At 37.1% G+C, this 22,187-nt stretch carries 21 protein-coding genes; 13 read left to right on the top strand and 8 right to left on the bottom strand.

Translation table 11 applies throughout. The annotated features are described in order from the left end of the window. Positions 1-194 precede the first annotated feature (194 nt). Together BUC21_RS13655 and BUC21_RS13650 are read right to left on the bottom strand one after the other, a co-directional pair. Positions 195-410 (bottom strand): hypothetical protein, encoded by a 216-nt coding sequence (locus BUC21_RS13655; RefSeq protein ID WP_073403358.1) that lies wholly within the window; start codon positions 408-410, stop codon positions 195-197. Between the two features lie 159 nt (positions 411-569). Beyond that, the gene (locus tag BUC21_RS13650; RefSeq protein WP_073403372.1) at positions 570-2,243 is read right to left on the bottom strand and encodes a long-chain fatty acid--CoA ligase; all 1,674 of its coding nucleotides are present in this window, start codon (positions 2,241-2,243) and stop codon (positions 570-572) included. Between the two features lie 141 nt (positions 2,244-2,384). Between BUC21_RS13650 and mtaB the strand changes: the two genes are divergently transcribed. From mtaB to BUC21_RS13620, 6 genes are all read left to right on the top strand, one after another. After that, positions 2,385-3,704, top strand: coding sequence for a tRNA (N(6)-L-threonylcarbamoyladenosine(37)-C(2))-methylthiotransferase MtaB (mtaB, locus tag BUC21_RS13645; protein ID WP_073403356.1), 1,320 nt, complete (start codon positions 2,385-2,387; stop codon positions 3,702-3,704). Positions 3,705-3,707: 3 nt separating this feature from the next. After that, positions 3,708-4,598, top strand: a complete 891-nt coding sequence (locus BUC21_RS13640; protein WP_073403354.1) for a lysophospholipid acyltransferase family protein — start codon at positions 3,708-3,710, stop codon at positions 4,596-4,598. Further along, positions 4,595-5,629 carry a glycosyltransferase family 2 protein gene (locus tag BUC21_RS13635; protein WP_073403352.1) on the top strand — a complete coding sequence of 345 codons (1,035 nt, stop codon included), beginning with the start codon at positions 4,595-4,597 and terminating at the stop codon, positions 5,627-5,629. The genes BUC21_RS13640 and BUC21_RS13635 overlap by 4 nt, the downstream gene beginning before the upstream one ends. A 7-nt stretch (positions 5,630-5,636) precedes the next feature. Continuing rightward, positions 5,637-6,161 (top strand): methylglyoxal synthase, encoded by a 525-nt coding sequence (locus tag BUC21_RS13630; protein ID WP_073403350.1) that lies wholly within the window; start codon positions 5,637-5,639, stop codon positions 6,159-6,161. A 398-nt stretch (positions 6,162-6,559) separates the two neighbouring features. Next, a complete protein-coding gene (locus BUC21_RS13625) occupies positions 6,560-6,790 on the top strand; it encodes a hypothetical protein (protein WP_139261450.1) in 231 nt (76 codons plus the stop codon). Between the two features lie 308 nt (positions 6,791-7,098). After that, positions 7,099-7,779, top strand: coding sequence for a zinc metallopeptidase (locus BUC21_RS13620; protein ID WP_073403346.1), 681 nt, complete (start codon positions 7,099-7,101; stop codon positions 7,777-7,779). A 163-nt stretch (positions 7,780-7,942) separates the two neighbouring features. Here the strand turns inward: BUC21_RS13620 and BUC21_RS13615 are convergent, their stop codons facing one another. After that, complete coding sequence (locus BUC21_RS13615; RefSeq protein WP_073403344.1) at positions 7,943-9,142, bottom strand: TPR end-of-group domain-containing protein; 1,200 nt, start codon at positions 9,140-9,142, stop codon at positions 7,943-7,945. A gap of 149 nt (positions 9,143-9,291) precedes the next feature. Here BUC21_RS13615 and hisS point away from each other — a divergent pair, with 149 nt between their 5' ends. The 3 genes from hisS to groL all read left to right on the top strand — a co-directional run bounded on the left by hisS (position 9,292) and on the right by groL (position 12,792). After that, on the top strand, positions 9,292-10,656 hold the full coding sequence (hisS, locus tag BUC21_RS13610; RefSeq protein ID WP_073403342.1) for a histidine--tRNA ligase: 1,365 nt from the start codon (positions 9,292-9,294) through the stop codon (positions 10,654-10,656). 182 nt (positions 10,657-10,838) lie between these two features. Next, on the top strand, positions 10,839-11,108 hold the full coding sequence (locus tag BUC21_RS13605) for a co-chaperone GroES (RefSeq protein WP_073403341.1): 270 nt from the start codon (positions 10,839-10,841) through the stop codon (positions 11,106-11,108). Positions 11,109-11,154: 46 nt separating this feature from the next. Next, the gene (gene groL / locus BUC21_RS13600; protein WP_073403339.1) at positions 11,155-12,792 is read left to right on the top strand and encodes a chaperonin GroEL; all 1,638 of its coding nucleotides are present in this window, start codon (positions 11,155-11,157) and stop codon (positions 12,790-12,792) included. Positions 12,793-12,864: 72 nt separating this feature from the next. Here the strand turns inward: groL and BUC21_RS13595 are convergent, their stop codons facing one another. After that, positions 12,865-13,290 (bottom strand): DUF6249 domain-containing protein, encoded by a 426-nt coding sequence (locus BUC21_RS13595; protein WP_073403337.1) that lies wholly within the window; start codon positions 13,288-13,290, stop codon positions 12,865-12,867. A 143-nt stretch (positions 13,291-13,433) separates the two neighbouring features. Between BUC21_RS13595 and BUC21_RS13590 the strand changes: the two genes are divergently transcribed. Beyond that, positions 13,434-13,982, top strand: a complete 549-nt coding sequence (locus tag BUC21_RS13590; protein WP_073403370.1) for an RNA polymerase sigma factor — start codon at positions 13,434-13,436, stop codon at positions 13,980-13,982. A gap of 1 nt (position 13,983) precedes the next feature. Next, the gene (locus BUC21_RS13585) at positions 13,984-14,349 is read left to right on the top strand and encodes a hypothetical protein (RefSeq protein ID WP_073403335.1); all 366 of its coding nucleotides are present in this window, start codon (positions 13,984-13,986) and stop codon (positions 14,347-14,349) included. Between the two features lie 167 nt (positions 14,350-14,516). On the opposite strand, the gene BUC21_RS13580 is transcribed toward BUC21_RS13585, so the two are convergent. Further along, the gene (locus BUC21_RS13580; protein WP_073403333.1) at positions 14,517-16,715 is read right to left on the bottom strand and encodes a S8 family serine peptidase; all 2,199 of its coding nucleotides are present in this window, start codon (positions 16,713-16,715) and stop codon (positions 14,517-14,519) included. 46 nt (positions 16,716-16,761) lie between these two features. Continuing rightward, complete coding sequence (locus tag BUC21_RS13575) at positions 16,762-17,196, bottom strand: hypothetical protein (RefSeq protein WP_073403331.1); 435 nt, start codon at positions 17,194-17,196, stop codon at positions 16,762-16,764. Positions 17,197-17,456: 260 nt separating this feature from the next. Here BUC21_RS13575 and BUC21_RS13570 point away from each other — a divergent pair, with 260 nt between their 5' ends. Further along, entirely contained in the window at positions 17,457-18,218 is a 762-nt protein-coding gene (locus tag BUC21_RS13570; RefSeq protein WP_073403329.1) for a TIGR02757 family protein, read from the top strand. Between the two features lie 91 nt (positions 18,219-18,309). On the opposite strand, the gene pdxH is transcribed toward BUC21_RS13570, so the two are convergent. Then, positions 18,310-18,954, bottom strand: coding sequence for a pyridoxamine 5'-phosphate oxidase (gene pdxH, locus BUC21_RS13565; RefSeq protein WP_073403327.1), 645 nt, complete (start codon positions 18,952-18,954; stop codon positions 18,310-18,312). Positions 18,955-19,067: 113 nt separating this feature from the next. Between pdxH and BUC21_RS13560 the strand changes: the two genes are divergently transcribed. Beyond that, complete coding sequence (locus tag BUC21_RS13560; protein ID WP_073403325.1) at positions 19,068-20,084, top strand: threonine aldolase family protein; 1,017 nt, start codon at positions 19,068-19,070, stop codon at positions 20,082-20,084. Between the two features lie 397 nt (positions 20,085-20,481). Here the strand turns inward: BUC21_RS13560 and BUC21_RS13555 are convergent, their stop codons facing one another. Then, positions 20,482-22,185: an acyl-CoA dehydrogenase family protein gene (locus tag BUC21_RS13555; protein ID WP_073403323.1), complete on the bottom strand. Its 1,704-nt coding sequence runs from the start codon at positions 22,183-22,185 to the stop codon at positions 20,482-20,484. Between the last annotated feature and the right edge of the window lie 2 nt (positions 22,186-22,187).

The raw sequence follows: 22,187 nt of genomic DNA, 5'->3' as shown, positions 1-22,187 counted from the left end.
GTAAATGATATGAAATTCTTTCTTTACAGAGTGGCTAAAATTTACGCATAAACTGATGAAACTTTTAACATTCCCACAAAATTATTGACTGATCCGAAATAGTCTGTACTTAAAAAGTGAAAACCTGAAATTATGAGCATAAAAAAAGCCTGGTACTTAGTACCAGACTTTAATTTTCTACAGTTCGTAACTAATTACTGAGCAGTTGTAGTTGTAGCTGCTGCTGCGCTATCAGGAGTAGCTGTTGAATCAGCTGCTGCTGCTGCTGCTGCTTCAGCTTCTGCTGCTGCGATTGAGTCAGCGATTCTGATTGAATCAGCTTGTTTTGCAGCTTGGTCTGCTGCTTTGTTACCACAAGATGCGAAAGAAACTGCTGCAATAGCAACGAACATTAATACTAACTTTTTCATTTTCTTTGATTTTTAAATCTGTAATACAATTAATTGCTTTATTAAAACGTTGCAAATGTATGTACTTTTTTGATATGTTGTATCAAAATATCGAATTATTTTCAATTTTTTTTTTAGTTTTTTATTTTGTTCTCCATTTGAGGATGTTTTATAACATATTTAATCTTCTGCAATACTGTTATATAAGTACCTTTTGACGCTCTTTTTGGGCGTTTTCTCAAATGCTGTAGGATAGATTTGAATCTGGCTTACCTTTTCATAGTTTGCTACTATCTTATTCAAACTTTTAAGATTCTCATCCATGATTGTTTTTAAATTGTCTTCATGGTTTAGTCCAAGGGAGTCAAGGGTTTCAAAATCCGGATAAACAAGAGCCACTAATTTCTTATTTCGTTCTATAATTAAGCTTTCGGTAACGAATGGAAGGTTGTTTAGTTTAGCTTCTATTTCTTCAGGGAAGATGTTTTGTCCGCTTGAACTAAGAATCATAGTTTTGCTTCTTCCTCTTATATATATGTTGCCATCAACGTCTATTGTTCCAAGGTCGCCTGTTTTGAGCCATCCATCTTCTGTAAAGACTTCATTTGTGGCTTCCTCGTTTTTATAATAGCCTTTCATTACGTTTTCACCTTTTACCTGAATTTCGCCGGTAATGTTATATGCGTCTTCAGAGTCAATCCTGACTTCCATAATATCCAGAATCTTGCCCGAAGAACCTGGAATAAATTCGTTCCATGGGCTGTGGCTTATTAGTGGACCACATTCAGTCATTCCGTAACCAATAGTGAATGGAAACTTTATTTTATAGAAGAAGTCAACAACTTCAGGATTCATGGCTGCTCCGCCAATAATAACCTCTTTGAAACGTCCACCAAGAGCGTCTATTAGTTTCTTGCGAATTTGAGTATAAATTTGCGAGTCTAATAAAGGAATATTCAGAGCCCACTTCATTCCTTTTTTATTAATAAGAGGCTGGATTACGTTCTTATATATTTTTTCGATAACAAGAGGAACAGTTATGATAAGGTTAGGACGAACCTCTTCAAAAGCTTTCATCAGAATTTTTGGAGAAGGGGTTTTCCCTAATAAAGTAACATGTGTTCCAACGGCGGTAGCAGTAAGAAAGTCGAACGCACATCCATATGCGTGAGCCAAAGGAAGGAATGATAAAACACTATCTCCGCGTTTAAGTAGTTCAGTGCGAATTCCGTAAGTTACATTTCCTGCCAGGTTGTTTCCTGTAAGCATTACCCCTTTACTAAAACCTGTTGTACCCGAGGTATAGTTAAGGAGCATCACTTTATCGTTAGATAAGGTCGTGTATTCAATGTTTTCTTTACTAAATCCTTGTGGATATGCTTTATTTGCGGCTTCATCCATGTGTTTTACAAATTTCTGGATAGTTTCGCCGTCTCGTTGATGCAAGCACCTGAAGTCAGTTAATGAAAAAACTCCTCTGATTTCATCCAGCTTTTCTTCTTCTAGTGTATCCCAGATAGTGTCACTGGTGAAAAGGAATACAGATTCGGAATGATTAACAATGTGATGCACATCGTCGGGATTAAAATCTTGCAGGATGGGCACTACTATTGCGCCGAATGTAATTGTTGCCATATAAGCAATGCACCAACGTGAATTGTTTTTGCCTATAATGGCAATTTTATCTCCGCGTCTCAGATTGCAGTGATGAAATAAAAGATGTAGTTTGGCTATTTCTTCAGCAACTTCTCCGTATGTAAATGTAATGCCTTCTCCATAATCAGTATAACAAGGCAGATCCCAGTTTTCTTTATAGCTATTTTCGTATAGCTTGATAAAGTTTTCTTTTATCATTGCACGTTTGCTTAAAATTTGTGCGAAAATAGACATAATATTTCATACACAGAAATGTTCCCTCAAGAAAGTAAATAGTTCTATAACAACTTTTAATTATAATAATGTGTAACTTTGCACCGGATTTATGTTTAAAAGATTATGATAGATACCTCTATATTTCAGGATAAAACAGCTGTTTATTATACATTAGGCTGCAAATTAAACTTCTCGGAGACCTCTACAATTGGCAAGACTCTTAAAGAGGCAGGTGTGCGTACGGCAAGAAAAGGCGAAAAGGCTGATATTTGCGTTATTAATACTTGTTCTGTGACTGAAGTGGCCGATAAGAAATGTCGTCAGGCTATTCATCGGTTTCGGAAGCAGCACCCCGATGCTTTTATTGTTGTAACAGGTTGTTATGCTCAGTTAAAACCCGATCAGGTGGCCGAAATTGAAGGCGTTGATGTTGTGTTAGGTGCCGAACAGAAAAAAGATTTGCTGAAGCATCTGGGCGATTTGCATAAACATGATAAAGGAGAGGCTGTAGCTTCTTCCTTCAAAGATATTCGTTCTTTTGCTCCATCGTGTTCAAGAGGAGACCGTACGCGGTATTTCCTTAAAGTGCAGGATGGATGCGATTACTTCTGTTCATATTGTACTATCCCTTTGGCACGTGGAAGAAGCCGCAACGGAACTATCGCTTCAATGGTCGAACAAGCTGAACAAGCTGCTGCTGACGGAGGAAAAGAGATTGTACTTACAGGTGTGAACATTGGCGATTTTGGAAGAACAACTGGCGAGAGTTTCTTTGAGCTGGTAAAAGCATTGGATAAGGTGCAGGGAATTGAACGTTATCGTATCTCTTCTATTGAGCCAAACCTGCTGACTGATGAAATTATTGAATATGTTTCTAAGTCGCGCAGCTTTATGCCTCATTTTCATATTCCGCTTCAATCAGGTAGCGATGAAGTATTGAAACTGATGCGACGCAGATATGATACGGAGCTTTTTGCCGGAAAAATTAGAAAGATTAAAGAATTGATGCCCGATGCTTTTATTGGAGTCGATGTGATTGTTGGTACACGTGGAGAAACTGATGAATATTTTGAAAAAGCATACGAATTTATCCAGGGACTCGATGTTAGCCAGCTTCATGTGTTTAGTTATTCAGAACGCCCGAATACGCAGGCTTTGAATATTGACTATGTGGTTACTCCAGAGGTGAAACATCAAAGAAGTCAGAGATTACTGGCTCTCTCCGATGAAAAGACAAAAGCATTCTATGCAAAGAGAATAGGAGAAACTATGACTGTTCTTATGGAGAAACCTAAAGCAGGTGCACCGATGCATGGATTTACTGATAATTATATCCGGGTTGAAGTGGAAAGTAAACCTAAATTAGACAACCACCTGGTGAAAGTCTGTTTAGGAGAATTCAACGAAGATGAAACAGCTTTGAAAGGTACTATAATTGAATAACAGATGTCGAAGTTAGTCTACATATTTGCATATTTAGGTATATGGTTGCTGGCCATCATGCCTTTTAATGTACTATATAAATTTTCTGATCTTCTGTATGTATTCATGTATAAGGTTGTTGGCTACCGGAAAAAGGTTGTCCGACAGAATCTGCGAAACTCTTTTCCTGAGAAATCAGCTGACGAACTAAAAGTTATAGAGCGTAAGTACTATCATTATATCTGTGATTATATGCTTGAAAGTGTAAAGATGCCCTTTCTTTCTAAAGATGAACTGCTCCGCCGGATTACATTTAAGAACACAGAGCAGTATCTTGAAATGATAGAGAAGTATGGAGGAATTGTTGTAATGATGCCTCACTATGCAAACTTTGAATGGACTGTTGCCATGGGCTCCATCATGAAAGAGGGAGATATCCCTATGCAAGTATATAAACCTATCAAGAATAAATACATTGATGAACTGTTTAAACGTGCCCGCTCCAGCTTTGGAGGTTATAACGTTCCTAAACACGAAGCGGTAAAAGAAGTTATAAAGGCTAGAAAGGAAAGCAAGAAACTGGCATTGGGATTGATTGCCGATCAGTCTCCAAATAAAAACAGCCTTCATTTCTGGACAAACTTCCTGCATCAGGAAACTTCTTTCATGGATGGAGGAGAGCGCATTGCCCGCATGATGGATTTTCCTGTTTTTTATTGCGAGCTGAAAAAAGAAAAACGAGGTTATTGCGAAGCTATATTCGAACTGATGGTGGAATTCCCCAAACAGACAGTTAAAGGAGAGATTACGGAGATGTTTGCACGTAAGGTGGAACAAACAATAATCCGCGAACCCGGATATTGGTTCTGGTCACATAAGCGCTGGAAGCATAAACGACAAAATGTGGAACGATGAGTAAAGTTGCTGTTGTTATATTGAATTGGAATGGAAGTGAGATGCTTCGTAAGTTTCTTCCTTCAGTTATAAGTTATTCTGCACTAAGCGGAGTAGATGTTTATGTAGCCGATAATGGTTCTACTGATAATTCGCTGGCAGTACTAAATGAAGAATTTCCCTCTGTAAAGCAGGTTTTGCTGAATGAAAATAGTGGTTTTGCTGATGGATATAATAAGGCACTGGCTCAAATTGAGGCAGAATATTATGTTCTTCTTAACTCGGATGTAGAGGTAACGGAGCATTGGCTGGAACCAATGATTGATTATCTGGATTCGCATCCAGAAGTGGCAGCTTGCCAACCAAAGATTTTAAGCTGGCGACAGAAAGATTATTTTGAATATGCCGGTGCTTGCGGTGGGTATATCGATCATTTTGGATATCCTTTCTGCAGAGGACGTATTATGGGTGTGGTTGAAAAGGATAATGGTCAATATAATGATATTATTCCCGTGTTCTGGGCTACCGGAGCATCGCTCTTTATCCGATCGGCCGATTATTGGAATGTTGGAGGACTTGATGGCCGCTTCTTTGCGCACATGGAAGAGATTGATCTTTGCTGGCGGTTGAGAAGCCGTGGTAGAGGATTGGTTTGTGTACCACAGAGTGTAGTATATCATGTGGGAGGAGCTACTCTGAAAAAAGAAAACCCAAGGAAAACATTTCTTAATTTCAGGAATAATCTTTTAATGCTCTATAAAAATCTTCCGGAGAACGAACTGAGGTATGTAATGACTGTGCGCTGCATGTTAGATTACGTGGCAGCCTTTTCCTTTTTGTTAAAAGGTGGAGTGGCAAATATGACAGCTGTGTTACAAGCTCGCAAAGAATATCGTGCTATAAGAAGGGATTTTAGACCATCCCGGAAAGAAAATTTGGAAAAAACTTCTCTCCAGGTTGTTCCCGAACAGATAAAAAAGAGTATTTTAGTGCACTATTACTTGAGAGGGAAGAAATATTTCTCTCAAATAGATAGGTTTTACTTAAAATAAATTGATTATGGAAAAACTAGTTAGAAAGATTGGTCTGGTAGCTCATGATGGTATGAAAAAAGACCTTATTGAATGGGTTATTTGGAACTCTGAGCTGATGATGGGACACAAGTTTTATTGTACAGGAACTACCGGTACGTTGATTCGCGAAGCTTTGAAAGAAAAGCACCCTGATATTGAATGGGATATCACAATATTAAAATCTGGTCCGCTTGGTGGCGACCAACAAATGGGTTCTCGCATTGTGGATGGTGAAATTGATTATCTGTTCTTCTTCACTGACCCTATGACTCTACAACCTCATGATACAGACGTAAAGGCGTTGACCCGTTTGGCAGGAGTAGAAAATATCGTGTTCTGCTGTAATCGCTCAACAGCCGATCATATTATTTCAAGCCCACTGTTCGTTGATCCTGAATATCAACGTACTCGTCCTGATTATTCTACTTATGCAAAACGTTTTGAAAATAAACCTCTGGTAACAGAAGCTGTTGAAAACGTAGAAAAGAGAAAAGTAAGCAAAGGTCATTAATACACATAGCTTTAATAATAAAGAATACAGGCGGATAAATCTGATTTTATCTGCCTGTTTCTTTTTTCATGCACTTTATCTGCCTATCTGCTACTAAATTGTATTAATGGTTTGATAATTAATACTATAAATTAGTGGAAGATAAACTTTGTTTACAATTTATCTGCTACAATAATCAGTTATCTGCCACTAAACAGCTGTTTCAATAACACTGTATTTAGAGCAACAACAGCTCGTTCAGCTTTCTTGGATATGACATCCTGTTTAATAAGATACCCCATTTTTCTGCTTCAGCTAAGTAAGCCCGCAGCCCAGAACCCATGGGCCTTCAGTCGAGAACCCATGGGTCTTTATTCGAGAACCCATAAGCCTTCGGCCGAGGGCTTACCTATATTTCTTTGCAAAGCAAGTTAACCTATCTGGGAAAAGTGGTAAACAAGCCAATTGCCACAAACTACATTCACCCAAGTTGTACCCTCAAAAGCAGAATATTCCTCATTGAAGGATTAGAGGCAACACTAGCTATGATGGTGCAGAGCGCTCAATTTAGTAGCGGATACCCCGAATTGGTAGCAGATAATAATGGTTTTGTAGCAGATAACCAGTTGAATTTTTTTATCTGCCACTAGCTGAAATCCTTTACTCAAAGGCTTTTTATGCATTTTGGTGGCAGATGGTGTAGATAAATCTGATAAAGTAGTTGCATGCGTCAAAATAAGAAGCTTAAAACAATATCTTCCATCAAAAGCAGCGAAGAACCTTCTTATTGTTGGCGGTTAAATATTCCGATAATAACAGAATAATGAAAGAGGTTCTTGCTTTTTTATAAATCTTGCTAAAAATATCTATGTTTTTTGGTTTAGCTTCTCCTAAACTACTATATTTGGCAAGCTATTTGTATTATACTTAATAGTATTAACTAATAAAAAAGTAAGATATGCCTATTTCATGGATTATATTTATCGGTATTGCCGTTGTTAGCTTTATCGTGCAACAATCGTTGCAAAGCAAGTTTAAGAAATATTCAAAGATTCCGTTGTCTAACGGAATGACTGGGCGTGATGTAGCAATGCAGATGCTACATGATAACGGAATTTATGATGTGCAGGTTACCAGTACACAAGGACATCTGACCGACCACTATAATCCTGCCAATAAGACAGTAAACCTGAGTGAAAGTGTATATGCAAGCAATAGTGTGGCAGCTGCAGCTGTTGCAGCTCACGAATGCGGTCACGCTGTGCAACATGCTCATGCTTATGCTCCTCTTACATTGCGTTCAAAACTAGTTCCTGCTGTAAATTTTGCATCTCAATGGATGCAATGGCTATTACTTGCCGGTATTATTATGGTGAACTCTTTCCCGCAATTATTACTTGCAGGTATTGTTCTGTTTGCTATGACAACTGTATTTAGTTTTGTTACATTGCCGGTTGAAATCAATGCAAGTAAACGTGCATTGGTATGGTTAAGTAGTGCAGGTATTACCAATTCATATAACCATAATCAGGCAGAAGATGCTCTTCGTTCGGCTGCTTATACATACGTAGTTGCTGCTCTTGGTTCTTTGGCAACTTTGGTTTATTACATCATGATTTTTATGGGAAGAAGAGATTAATTTAATCTTATAAAATATTGAAAGAAGGGATTGTCCATGTAGTTGGAACAATCCCTTCTTTATTTCTTTTTTTAGTATTTCTATCAGAGATCTTTCCTAAATATTCAATTCTCATAGACTGAATTTTCTTTTGGATCGATCTTCCTTATGCCTATTAATAGTCTTAATTTTCGGGAGGCTGCCAAAAGTACTCAGCATTGTCAGTAATCCCAGTCTGCTTATCCATTATTTCCTGAGCAGAAGAAGGATAGATTATGATGGTTGCTGGTGATGGTTTCCCTGTTATTTGGGTTTCGGTGTTATATCCACTGTGAAGCACGCATTCCATTTTATAAAGATTCTTGGCCATGTAATAATCCAGATAATGCTCCTTAGTCTCTCTCTTTTTGTTATTCCAGTTGGCATCCTCATTTATTTGAAGAAAGTCTCCGTTGATTAACCGTTCGCGTACTTCCGAAATTCCAAGTAACGTTCCGTTTTCATCCATAACATACGCATTGAAGGTTGGATCCATCCATAACCATTTATCTAATGTGTTAGAATAAACCATGTTGATAACATGACAATCGTCTACGTATTTCTTTGGCAGACAAGTTACATAACGTGACTTGAACCCCATAGCCAGATAACATTCATTCAATATCTGTGCTATCATACGGCAGTTAATTCCGCGGTTTTCTGTCCGGCAAATATTAACCAGGTCGATAGCATTCTTTAATTCCGGATTAATTGAACGTCCATCATGACGAACTGCATTATGTGCCCAATACATGAGATTCTTTATTTTGGAAATCTCATTTCCACTACCCGCAATGCTATCCAGATTAAAGAATTCGCGAACCTTCACGAGGTTACAATCGTTTGGCGCTGAATAAGTAAACTTAGGTAAAAGTGAATCAACACTATTATTATATCCCCCTGCTTTAGCCAATATATTCAGGTAATCATTCTCAGCCTGAATTTTTTCCATCAGAGCAATGAACTGCTTGTCTGATCTTATATTGTCCAAATCCGAGTCTTTTTTTGAGTGAGCAAAATTAGTCCATCCGTTTTCAACGGCCAGTGCAAAAGCTTCTACAGCTTTTTCTTTTTTATTCAGAAGTGAACGGTAACAGGCTATATTATAATAAAGAACACCTTTAATCGGACTTATTTTCTTCTTGATATCTTCGGGGTAGGAGAGTACTGCTCTTAACATTGCAAAATCCACTTCTTCCGCTTTCTGGTAATCTTTTGCATCCCTGGCTTGTTTTACCAAACGACTCTGCTCAGTGAAGTATTTCTTTACTTCATCCATTGTAATCTGGGCATTTATGGTTGATATGTTCCAGATAATAAACAGTATACAAACTAATATTCTCATAAGTCTGCTTTATATAAGTTTAGTTCTGTTAGCATTAGTGTCTATTCATATAATATGACGCGTTAAGGTACTAATAAGTTTTAGTAAATAGGCCCTTTTTTTTATAGAATCAATAATTTAGTGTAACTTTGTGCCACTAAAAGATTTTAATTATGGCAAAACCAGGTATACCTAAAGGAACACGTGATTTCTCGCCCGTTGAAATGGCGAAGCGTAACTATATATTCAATACAATTCGCGAAGTTTTTCATCTTTACGGATTCGAACAAATTGAAACTCCGGCAATGGAAAACCTTTCTACCTTGATGGGTAAATACGGAGATGAAGGAGATAAACTTTTATTTAAAATACAAAATTCAGGTGACTATTTCTCTGGATTAACTGATGAGGAACTTTTGTCACGCAATGCAACTAAGCTTGCCAGCAAATTCTGTGAAAAAGGTTTGCGATATGACCTTACAGTGCCTTTTGCCCGTTATGTGGTAATGCACCGTGATGAACTTAGCTTTCCCTTCAAACGCTACCAGATTCAACCAGTGTGGCGTGCCGACCGTCCACAAAAAGGTCGTTACCGCGAGTTCTATCAGTGTGATGCCGACGTAGTGGGAAGTAACTCATTACTTAACGAAGTTGAATTGATGCAGATGGTAGATGCTGTATTCACTCGTTTGGGTGTAAGAGTATCTATTAAGATCAATAACCGAAAGATATTAAGCGGTATTGCCGAGATAATTGGTGAAGCAGAAAAGATTGTTGATATTACAGTGGCAATCGATAAACTTGATAAGATTGGTTTGGAGAATGTGAATGCAGAACTTGCTTCAAAAGGAATTTCTGACGAAGCAATTGCCAAACTTCAACCTATCATTTTATTGAGCGGAACAAATCTCGAGAAGCTGAATACCCTTAAAACTGTTCTTGCAACAAGTGAAGTAGGTATGAAAGGGGTTGAAGAAAGTGAGTTCATCCTTTCTAAACTTTCTCTTTTGAATATTAAATCGGATGTAGAACTCGATTTGACTCTGGCCCGTGGATTAAATTACTATACAGGAGCTATATTTGAAGTTAAAGCTTTGGATGTACAGATTGGTAGTATAACAGGTGGTGGTAGATATGACAACCTGACAGGAGTATTTGGTATGGCAGGAGTTTCCGGAGTTGGAATATCCTTTGGTGCCGATCGTATCTTTGACGTTTTAAATCAGCTGGATCTTTATCCAAAAGAGGCAGTGAATGGTACACAACTTATGTTTGTGAACTTTGGAGAGAAAGAGGCTGAATATTGCTTACCATTACTGACAAAAGTTCGCGAGGCAAATATCCGTGCAGAAATATATCCGGATGCTGCCAAGATGAAAAAGCAAATGGGATATGCCAACGATAAGAAAGTATTGTTTGTTGCCATTGTTGGTGAAAACGAGATGAACGAAGGCAAGGTTATGCTTAAAAATATGGAAACCGGAGAACAACAGCTGGTGGATATTGTTCAGTTAATAACTGCTGTTACAAAATAAGAACTTTAAAAGCTCAATATAAAAGGTCAATTTGTCAGTCGTAAGATACAAATTGACCTTTTTTGTCTTTGAATCTGACTTAAAGTATATTTTTTAGTGCCCTTATTTCTTTTGGCACACTTTTGGCTATATTATTAGCGATACACATAAATTTATAGTAAACATTAAAATATTAAAGAATTATGAACATTAAACCATTAGCAGACAGAGTACTTATTCTTCCTGCTCCTGCAGAAGAAAAGACAATCGGCGGTATTATTATTCCTGATACAGCAAAAGAAAAACCATTAAAAGGTGAAGTTGTTGCAGTTGGTCACGGTACAAAAGATGAAGAAATGGTACTGAAAGTTGGCGATACTGTCCTTTATGGAAAGTATGCCGGAACAGAACTTGAATTTGATGGTACAAAATACCTTATCATGCGTCAAAGTGATGTTCTTGCAACTCTCTAATTTTTAATTATTCATTTTTCATTAATCATTATAAAAAATTAAAATCATGGCTAAAGATATAAAATTCAATATCGATGCTCGCGATCAACTGAAAAAAGGTGTTGATGAGCTTGCAAATGCAGTAAAAGTAACTCTAGGTCCTAAAGGTCGTAACGTAATTATCGAAAAGAAATTCGGTGCTCCACATATCACAAAAGATGGTGTGACAGTTGCTAAAGAAATAGAATTGAGTGATGCATTCCAGAACACTGGTGCTCAGTTGGTAAAAGAAGTTGCTTCTAAAACAGGTGAAGATGCTGGTGACGGAACAACAACTGCAACTGTTCTTGCTCAATCTATTGTTGGTGTAGGAATGAAGAACGTTACTGCAGGTGCTAATCCAATGGATTTGAAACGCGGCATTGATAAAGCGGTTGAAGCTGTAGTTGCTTCTATCAAAAAACAATCTGAAAAGGTTGGTGATGATTATGACAAGATTGAGCAAGTAGCTCGTATCTCTGCAAACAACGATTCAACTATCGGTAAATTAGTAGCAGATGCTATGCGTAAAGTTTCTAAAGATGGTGTTATCACTATTGAAGAAGCTAAAGGTACTGATACAACTATCGGCGTTGTAGAAGGTATGCAGTTCGATCGTGGTTATCTTTCTGCTTATTTCGTAACCAATACAGAAAAGATGCAATGCGAAATGGAAAGCCCATATATCCTTATCTATGATAAGAAGATCTCTAATCTGAAGGATATGCTTCCAATTTTGGAACCAGCTGTTCAGACAGGTCGTCCATTGTTAATCATTGCTGAAGATGTAGATAGCGAAGCTTTAACTACTTTGGTTGTTAACCGTCTTCGTTCTCAATTGAAGATCTGTGCAGTGAAAGCTCCAGGTTTTGGCGACAGAAGGAAAGAAATGCTTGAAGATATCGCTACATTGACAGGTGGTATCGTTATCAGCGAAGAAAAAGGTATCAAACTGGAACAAGCTACTCTCGAAATGCTTGGTACTGCAGAAAAAGTTACTATTACAAAAGACAATACAACTGTAGTAAACGGTTCTGGTGCAAAAGAAAATATCGAAGCTCGTATCAACCAGATTAAAGCTCAGATCAAGACTACTACATCTGATTACGATAAAGAAAAACTTCAGGAACGTTTGGCTAAGTTAGCTGGTGGTGTTGCTGTACTTTATGTAGGTGCTGCTTCTGAAGTTGAAATGAAAGAAAAGAAAGATCGTGTAGACGATGCTCTTTGTGCTACTCGTGCAGCTATAGAAGAAGGTATTGTTCCTGGTGGTGGTGTTGCTTACATCCGTGCAATTGATGCATTGGAAGGAATGAAGGGTGACAATGCTGATGAAACAACTGGTATTGAAATCATCAAGCGTGCAATTGAAGAACCTCTTCGTCAGATTGTAGCTAATGCAGGAAAAGAAGGAGCAGTTGTTGTTCAGAAAGTACGTGAAGGCAAAGGTGACTTTGGTTACAATGCTCACAGCGATGTTTATGAAAACATGTATGCTGCCGGAGTTGTTGATCCAGCTAAGGTTACTCGTGTAGCTCTTGAGAATGCAGCTTCTATCGCAGGTATGTTCTTAACTACTGAATGTGTGATTGTAGAAAAGAAAGAAGATAAACCAGAAATGCCAATGGGTGCTCCAGGAATGGGCGGCATGGGTGGAATGATGTAATTCTTTCCTTATCACTATAGTTATTAAAAAGAAAAGGCTACTCCTACGAGTAGCCTTTTCTTTTTAAAAGTTTTAAGCTTCATCCTTATCCTTTTTGGAATACTTCATTTCTACAATGAACGCAGCAATTAGTCCAAATCCGCCAAAGATTAGAACAGATGCACCATATACAATCCCTGCTGTATCTCTTACTCCCCAGTTCATAGAGTCACCTAGATTATAACCTCTGATTGTAGAAATACAAATAACAAATCCTACTAATAATCCAAGACCGACTCCCATTAAAAGACATCCAGCCTTTAAGCTTCCAAATGAAAAGTTCTTGAATATCTTTGATGGAAAAGAAAATTTGTTTTCAATCATCGAAGCATCAAATTTTTCTCCTATCTTTTCGATAATAGACAGACGTTCTTTCTTTCTGACGAAAAGCTCAAATAGTTTGTAGATTCCCAGGGTTACAATTCCTACAACCAATGGGATAGTAATAAAATCCATCATAATCTTATGTTTTTAAATGAATAAATTCGTTCTTTGTAACGTTTGACGTTCTCTGATTAAAAAGGTTACACTTTCCGGGAATAAAAATAAAAAAATATCGAAAGCTGTAACCATTCAGACAGGACTGCGTCTAAAAGGATATGATGGAGCAGAAAGATGAGATAATCTACATAAAGCGAATCCTGGAAGGAGAAATAAATTTGTTTTCTTACTTTCTGGACCGCTATAGTCATCCCATCTATTCACTTATTATACAAATAGTGTCATGTCGAGAAGATGCTGAAGAGCTTGTGCAAGACTCTTTTATAAAAGCTTTTCGTAAACTAGATACTTATAAGGGGGATTGTAGCTTTTCAACCTGGCTTTATCGTATAGCCTATAATACTGCAATTTCTGCTACGCGTAAACAAAAGAAAGAGTCTTTTTTTATAGATGAAAAAATAATTGAGAGTGTGTCGGATGATGAGGCTGATGATATATTAAGCAGTTCTGAGAATGAGGATAGAATTAAAAAATTAGAGCTGGCACTTATTCAACTTAATCCAGATGAGAGAGCATTAATCACCCTCTTTTACAATGAAGATAAATCGATAGATGAGTTGGCAACAATTTTTAAACTTACATCTAGTAATGTGAAAGTGAAATTGCATCGTACTCGCAAAAAATTATGTGTATTGATAAATAATCAATGAAATGAAAACGAATAAAGATAAAGACCGCTTATTAAAAGAAGTTCTCAGAAAATCATCTTCGGAGAGTCTGCCTTTTAATTTTACGAATAGGATGATGGCACAAATTAATGTTGAGGCTCAGAAAAAACAAAAACGAGCAGCAGCATTAAATGTTTGCTTTTTATTGCTGGCATCTGCTTCTTTGATTGGCCTATCTACTTATCTATTGATGACCTATTTTTCTTTCAATATAATTAAAAGCCTGAGGAACATTTCTTTCTCTCCCGAATCAGGATCAATTTTAGGCTTTTATTTCTATATAGGGCTTCTTGTTCTTGGCTTGCTTGGCCTGGATTATTATTTGCGTAAGTTGAAGCAACATTCTTAGTTGAGAGGATACATTCAGACATAAATAGGTAAACTAATTAAAAACCCTAATATTTATGTTATAGGTGGAAGAAAAAAATAGGCAACTCTTTAGAGCTGCCTACATATTATAATTTTTGTATTGATTAAAACTTCCTATCCGCTATTATTAAGAGGCGAATACAGCAATTATTTTGTACTTGCTTTAAATACCTGATTCAGTTTATTACCCGTAATCTTGATAATATAAAGTCCTTTGGGCAGACCGTTTAAATCAATAGTTTCTTCTTGCTTGCAGGCTATTTCATTGAAATTCTTACCAAGAACTTGCTGACCATTTACATTGAAGACATTGATTTTTACGTTTGTATCTTCTTGCGTAAACAAGAAATTGAATTGTAGATTGTTTCCTGAATACATAAAAATTGATTGTGGCAATATTGGCATATCTTCTATGGAAGTATATTGCTTAATAACTTCCAAAAGTCCGTTATAGGCGTCAATCTTGCCATATCCCCAGGTACTGTTTCCGTTGGGAAGTATATCTCCTGTATATGAATCGTTGATCGCTGTTTTCTGAAAAATGCTTTTAACTTCATCGGGTGTAAGGTTTGGATTGGCCTGTAACCATGTAGCAAGAACGCCTGTTACATAAGGAGTAGACATTGATGTTCCACCCATTATTCCATAATAGTAAGTTTTATTATCAAGAGTAGTTTGCTTAACTTTGTATGTATCCTGTTTTGTGTCATAGCTGGATATAGATGAAGCTAGAACACTTCCCGGAGCAGTGATGTCTGGTTTCATTCGTCCGTCAAGCGTAGGGCCGGTGCTTGAAAAGGTGGCAAGTGTATTTAAGTATTGACTTATACCATAAGTTTCATTATTCAGATTGGTAAACATATTCTTGCTCACGTAAGCACCTACACTTATTATTTGTTTGCCTGTTCCTCCAACCTCACCAATAGAGAAATTATTATCGCCATCGGTCCACCCAGGTTTATCATTGCTGGTAAAATGATAAGATTCATCACTCCATGCGTGGACTGTTCCTTCTGTCGATTTAATAATGATTCCTATACAATTACCGGCAACGACTGAAGATAGAGTAGTATTAATCGCAAAATGAGGTTTTTTATTTAACGCATTAATCTCTGAGGTAATATAGAGATAACCTGATGCACCATTTTTAACAGTGGTATTGTTCTTTAATCTAGTCGTAATATCTACATTATCAGATGCTTTGTATTCTGGACTAATATAAACATTATTATTATTTATCGTGTCATACACACAAACCTGTACCTTGTAATCTTTTCCTGCTTCTCCCCAGATATCGGCGGCAATATTATTGGATTTGAGAAATGTTTTACAGATTGTATCTGTTTGACTAAAGGTCTTGGATATATGTATATATTTATTGCCTTCATTGCCAGCAGCACCAACAATTAATCGCCCTTTTCCCTGCATTTGATCGGTTGTGGTATCAAAGAGAGATGTTCCGTCGTGCGGACCGCTATAGCTACCCATACTAATATTAATAATACATGGTTTGCCAACTGAAGACGCATAGTCGTATATATATTTGATGCCGTCTATAACATCTGTGTCATATCCAATATAGGAAACTAATACAATATCAGCTTCTCCGGCAACACCATAGTAAATGTTGTCATTAGAGTGATCGGCTCCGGCTGCAATACCTGAAACATGCGTTCCGTGAGATTCATTGGTGAGATCATAAGCTTTCTTCAGTATGGAATCTTGAGAAATATATTCTTTCCCATAATTAAAGCCTGTAGGTGGTGTCCCAGATGTTGTATTTTGCTCCCAGACTCTTTTTACACGATATTCTGTGTGCTCTTTATTATAAAAATTAGGATGACCATACTCAAATCCTGTATCAATAATTCCAATTACCACACCTTTTCCAAAGAATGGGGCAGATAATGGTAATGTACCGGCCTGTACTTTATCCACACCTGATGTAACACGTGCTCTATCCATCTTCTTATTAACAGGAGTTCCTATCTGCACATATTTAACTTCTGGAAGAGCTGCTACATTTTCAATTGAACTAATTGGAATCATAGCTGTAACTATATCTCCTGTGTGGCTATTGATTTTTACTCCTTGCTGCTCCAGCGATTCAGTCTCTGCATTTTCTTTCAGATAGATAAATGCACTAATATACTCTTGTACACCAGTCTCAATTACTGCACTTTTTGTTAATATCGCTTTTCTTTGTGTTGTAGATATATCCTTTTGATTCATCTTTAACAAAAAAGTCTTAGTGTGAGGAGATAATTTCCCTGATGCTACTTGAGCTTGTGCCGATGCAAGGAATAAAATCGTAAAGAAGCAATACAACAGAGTTATACGTTTCATATTTGTCTTTTTAAGTATTGTGTTTTATTTTAAATTGTCGCGTTGTTTATTTTATCTTCGCCTTTTTGCCAATCTCAATATAGGTAATTCCCTTAATCTGAATAAGTAAAGGAATACTCTTGACTGGAACTGAGAAAGTTTTGATTTTTTCAGTGTATATCACAACATTTCCTCCTATAGCTTTAATATTTTCTTCATTAAAGGTACTATCCGTATAAAGAAACCCAGAAAGATAAAATTGCTTATTTTGTTTTATCAGCGAATATCGCGCAATTAATGTATCGGATGGAATAAATTGATCTAAAGGTTGCTCGTCGGCTTCTTTTTTTAATTCATTCCAGAAAGACCTGAAATTATTCGATAATTGCACATTATTCGTTATTAATGATTGCTCCTTTTTTATACTGATATTTTTGGAAGTTGAGCAACAACTCATTAGCACGCTTGCAATAACAGTGTAAAAGAGAAACTTATAATTCATTTATATATATTTTTTCATATCATTATCGCAAATATATGTATTATTTTTGAAGTAAATAGTATTTATATTCATAAATATATTAAGGAGTAATTTGTAAATAGCTCTTTTATAAATAGATATAAACAGTGAGATGCCTGACTGTTTCTATTATTATTGATAATCAATACAGAGGCTGTTATTTATATTTAATATAGAGTATGGCTTCCTGCTATTTTAAAAGTATTAATTTTGCGCATTGTATTGATTAATATGCTAATTGAATGGAATTTAAAAAAAGACACGTGCCTCTTAAAGGTGTATTGGATGAACTAACTGTAACTTATAATATTCCTGCATTTATAGAAACAGACCCTATTCAGTTTCCTCGTAGATTCACTAACCTGAAAGATATTGAAATATCGGCATTACTTACTTCAGTAATAACTTGGGGCAAGCGTAATTTAATACTTCGTGATGCAGAACGAATGCATCAAATGATGGGAGATAGTCCGTACAATTACATTATGAATCGGGAATGGGAAGTTCTGAAAGATTCGGGAAAGAATATTCATCGCACTTTTTTTGAGCGAGATATGTGGAATATTTGTCGGGGACTTTACCACTATTATCTTGAAAACGAAACGTTGGAGAGCTTATTCCTTACAGATGGCATATTATCTGGACTTGATAAGCTTTCCGGGTTGATGAATACTCGTCACATATCTTCACCGCAAACAAAAAGTCCGTGTAAACGTAGTAACCTTATGCTTCGTTGGTTGGTAAGGAATGATGGAATTGTAGATATGGGGGTGTGGAAAAACATATCACCGGCACAGCTTATTATTCCTCTTGATGTGCACGTGGCACGTATATCAAGACTGGTATGGGATGACCTTCCAAAAACGGAACGACTTTCAACTGCCCTGATTATTACGAATCATCTTTCCAAACTTTGTCCGGAAGATCCCTGTAAGTATGATTTTGCTCTGTTTGGTTTCGGAGAAGAACAGCGTAGGACTATGTCTGGAAAAATAATACTTTAAGCTTGATAAAATCTATTTTGTAGCAATTAAATATTGTTGCCTGAAAATGCAAAACCTTTGCATAGTCAAGGGATAACTCGATTTTCAATATTTAAGGAGCAAGTCTTTCTATTTTCCAGCTTTGATCACTTTGTAAAGTGTATAGGAAGCGGTCGTGCAAGCGGCTTTCCCGTCCTTGCCAGAATTCAATACGATTTGGAGTAACGGCATATCCGCCCCAGTTTTCAGGCCTTTTTACTTCGTGTCCGGCAAAACGGATGCTTTCGCGAAGAAAAGCCTGCATAATCTCCATTCTTCCGGATATAGGCTGACTTTGAGGAGATATTCGTGCTCCGATTCTGCTTTTGTAAGGTCGGGTTTTAAAATACTCATCCGAAACCTCAGGCGAAACTTTAGTAGCTATTCCCTCCACATGTACCTGTCTTTCCAGTTCATGCCAAAGAAACGTAAGCGATATGTAAGGGCTGTTAGCAAGTTGTTTACCCTTCCGGCTTTCATAATTGGTGTAGAAAATAAATTCTCCATCCCGGAGTTCTTTCAGTAAAACACAACGAGTAGAAGGTCTTCCATCTTCGGAAACCGTACCTACAATTACAGCAGTAGGCTCGTTAACCTCAGCATTGATAGCCTCTTCCAACCATTGTTGAAACTGTATAAAAGGATTTTCAGACATATTCTTTCGGGTCAGTCCGCCTCTTGAGTACTCTCTCCGGATATTGCGAATATCTGTCTTCATAATATTCAGCCATTTATGTTTCAGGCAAAGTTATTGAAATAGTTAGATTTAACAACTGAAGCTAGCAATTTTTCAATAAAAAACAGTTTATTTGCATTAAAATAGAAAATTATATGAGAAGTTTTGCATCTGACAACAATTCAGGGGTTCATCCTTTAGTAATGGAAGCCCTTTCTAAAGCCAATACTGACCATGCTTTTGGCTATGGCGATGACCAATGGACCGCCGAGGCTACTATTAAAATACAAGATACGTTTACACCCGAATGTGAACCTTTATTCGTTTTTAACGGAACAGGAAGTAATATTGTTGCTTTGCAACTGCTTACTCGTCCGTTTCATTCTATTCTTTGTGCTGAAACTGCGCATATTTATGTAGATGAATGTGGATCACCGGTAAAAGCAGCCGGTTGTCAGATTCGTCCGATTGAAACGCCTGACGGAAAACTTACTCCTGAACTTATTCAACCACATCTTCACGGATTTGGAGATCAGCATCATTCACAACCGGGAGCTATTTATATTTCCCAATGTACAGAACTTGGCACCATATATACCGTTGAAGAACTGAAAGCCATTACTGCACTTGCTCATAAAAACGGCATGTTTGTCCACATGGACGGAGCTCGTATTGCCAATGCTGCTGCAGCACTGAATGTTTCTCTGAAAGCTTTGACTGTAGATTGTGGTATTGATGTACTTAGCTTTGGCGGAACAAAAAATGGATTGATGATTGGTGAGTGCGTTGTGGTATTCAATCCGGCTTTAATTAAGAATGCTAAGTTTTACCGTAAGCAATCAGCTCAGTTGGCATCCAAAATGCGTTATCTGTCTTGCCAGTTTACTGCATATCTTACCGATGATCTTTGGTTAAAGAATGCCACTCATGCCAATAATATGGCTAAGATGCTTTATGAAGGACTAAATAAGTTTCCCGAAATTAAGTTTACTCAAAAGCCGGAAACAAATGCTTTGTTCCTCACTATGCCTCGCAAGATGATCGATAAATTGCTGGAATCTTATTTCTTCTATTTTTGGAATGAGGCAAACAATGAAATTCGTCTGGTTACATCATTTGATACAACAGAAGAAGATGTAACTGGTTTTATCAATGCACTACAAAATATCTAATAATATTTTGAATTATTTTTTTAATGAATCTAGATGCCAATAATGGTGTTTAGATTCATTTTTTATATATTCACGTCAATCAATGTGTGACCGTATAACTGTTGTCTTCGTTATGATGCTAATATCATCCTGCTTTTCCATAAATGTGTGATGAAGTTTATTCTTTCCTTTGGAGTATTTTATTTCTTTGCAATAATAATTGTGTAACGTTGTACAAAACAATTAATTCTTCTGTACAGAACAATTAATTCTTTTGTACAGAAGAATGCAATCTTTTGTACAAGGAAATATAAACGTATCTAGGACTTATTATAAAGTATAACCAGAGTCTTATCACAAAACAAAGAAGGCATCCTTTTGAGACGCCTTCTTCCAATATTATTTATGAATTATCAGATTACTTTCTGTAATAAGCTAATTCTTCTGTATCAAATTTGTTGATAAACTGAGCATGTTTGTCAATTTCACCTTCGGCGTATCTTACAAATACATGTGCCGATTCGGTAAATGAATCACATTTAGAAGCATCCTGCACTAAAAGATAAGCCATAACATTATAAGCAGCCATTTCAACTAATCTGCGAGCCATGAAGTCTAGCAATTCCTGGTCTTTTGTAGATACAATCTTTTCAACTGCAGCAGCATATTTCTCAGTCATAGCCTTTAAACGGTTACGTAAACCTTCGAATCCAGGAGCAAGAGGCATTGTTTCGTAATCTTTCAGACGAGCAAGGTAAGTACCATTCGTTACGTAACGGATAGCAGCTACAACCTGAAGCTGAGTAGTTCCTTCGTAAATACTTGTGATACGTGCATCGCGATAGATACGTTCGCAAGCATAATCTTTCATGAAACCAGAACCACCGTGAATCTGAATACAGTCGTAAGCATTCTGATTTGCAAATTCACTACCCATACCTTTAACCAGTGGAGTAAAGCAATCGGCATATTTAGAGAAAGTCTTTTGTTCTGTTCTTTCTTCTGCAGTAAGTTTGCGTTCTTTTGAAATATCGTCCAAGCATTTGTATACGTCTACAAAACGAGCTGTTTCATATAGAAGTGTACGAGAAGCATCAAGTTTAGCTTTAATCAATGAGATAATCTCATATACAGCAGGGAATTCAATAATAGCCTTGCCAAACTGTTTACGATCTTTAGCATACGCCAAAGCTTCATTGTATGCTGCCTGAGAAATACCTACTGACTGAGCAGCAATACCCAAACGAGCACCGTTCATCAAAGCCATAACGTATTTAATCAAACCAAGTTTGCGATCACCGCAAAGTTCTGCTTTAGCATTTTTGAATACCAATTCGCAAGTAGGAGATCCTTTGATACCCATCTTGTTTTCAATACGACGAACATTTACGCCACCGTTTTTCTTGTCGTAGATGAACATGGAAAGACCACGGCCATCATGTGTTCCTTCTTCAGAACGAGCAAGTACAAGGTGAATATCTGCATCACCGTTAGTAATGAAACGTTTTACACCGTTCAAGTACCAGCAATTATCTTTTTCGCAGAAAGAAGCTCTTAGCATTACAGCCTGAAGGTCGGAACCAGCATCTGGTTCGGTAAGGTCCATAGACATTGTTTCACCAGCGCAAACGCGAGGAATATAACGCTTCTTCTGGTCTTCATTACCAAACTCATAAAGAGTCTCTGCACAATCCTGCAATCCCCAAAGGTTTTCGAAACCTGCATCGCAAGCAGAAACCATGTCTGCTGCCATCATGTAAGGTACAGTAGAGAAGTTAAGTCCACCGAAACGGCGAGGCATAGCAACACCCATTAAACCGGCATCTGTTAAAGCCTGAAGGTTAATGGCTGTACCATTTGCATATTTTACGCGGTTATTGATAACCTGAGGACCTTCATGGTCTACATCTTCTGCATTTGGAGCAATTACTTCCGAGCATATTTCGCCTACAATTTCCAGTACTTTATCGTAGCTGTCCATTGCGTCCTCGAAATCTACAGGAGCATAATCAAATTTATCTTTGTCAGCATAGTTGCGCTCTTTGAGTTCAACAATTCTCTTCATCAATGGATGATTGAGATAATGCTTTAGTTCTGGTGTATCTAAATATAAGTTTGCCATTT

This window comes from Bacteroides luti, from assembly GCF_900128905.1.
In the GTDB taxonomy this organism is placed as follows: Bacteria; Bacteroidota; Bacteroidia; order Bacteroidales; family Bacteroidaceae; genus Bacteroides; species Bacteroides luti.
The sequence above is the reverse complement of the archived record's forward strand: the minus strand, read 5'-3'. Positions and strand labels throughout refer to the sequence as shown.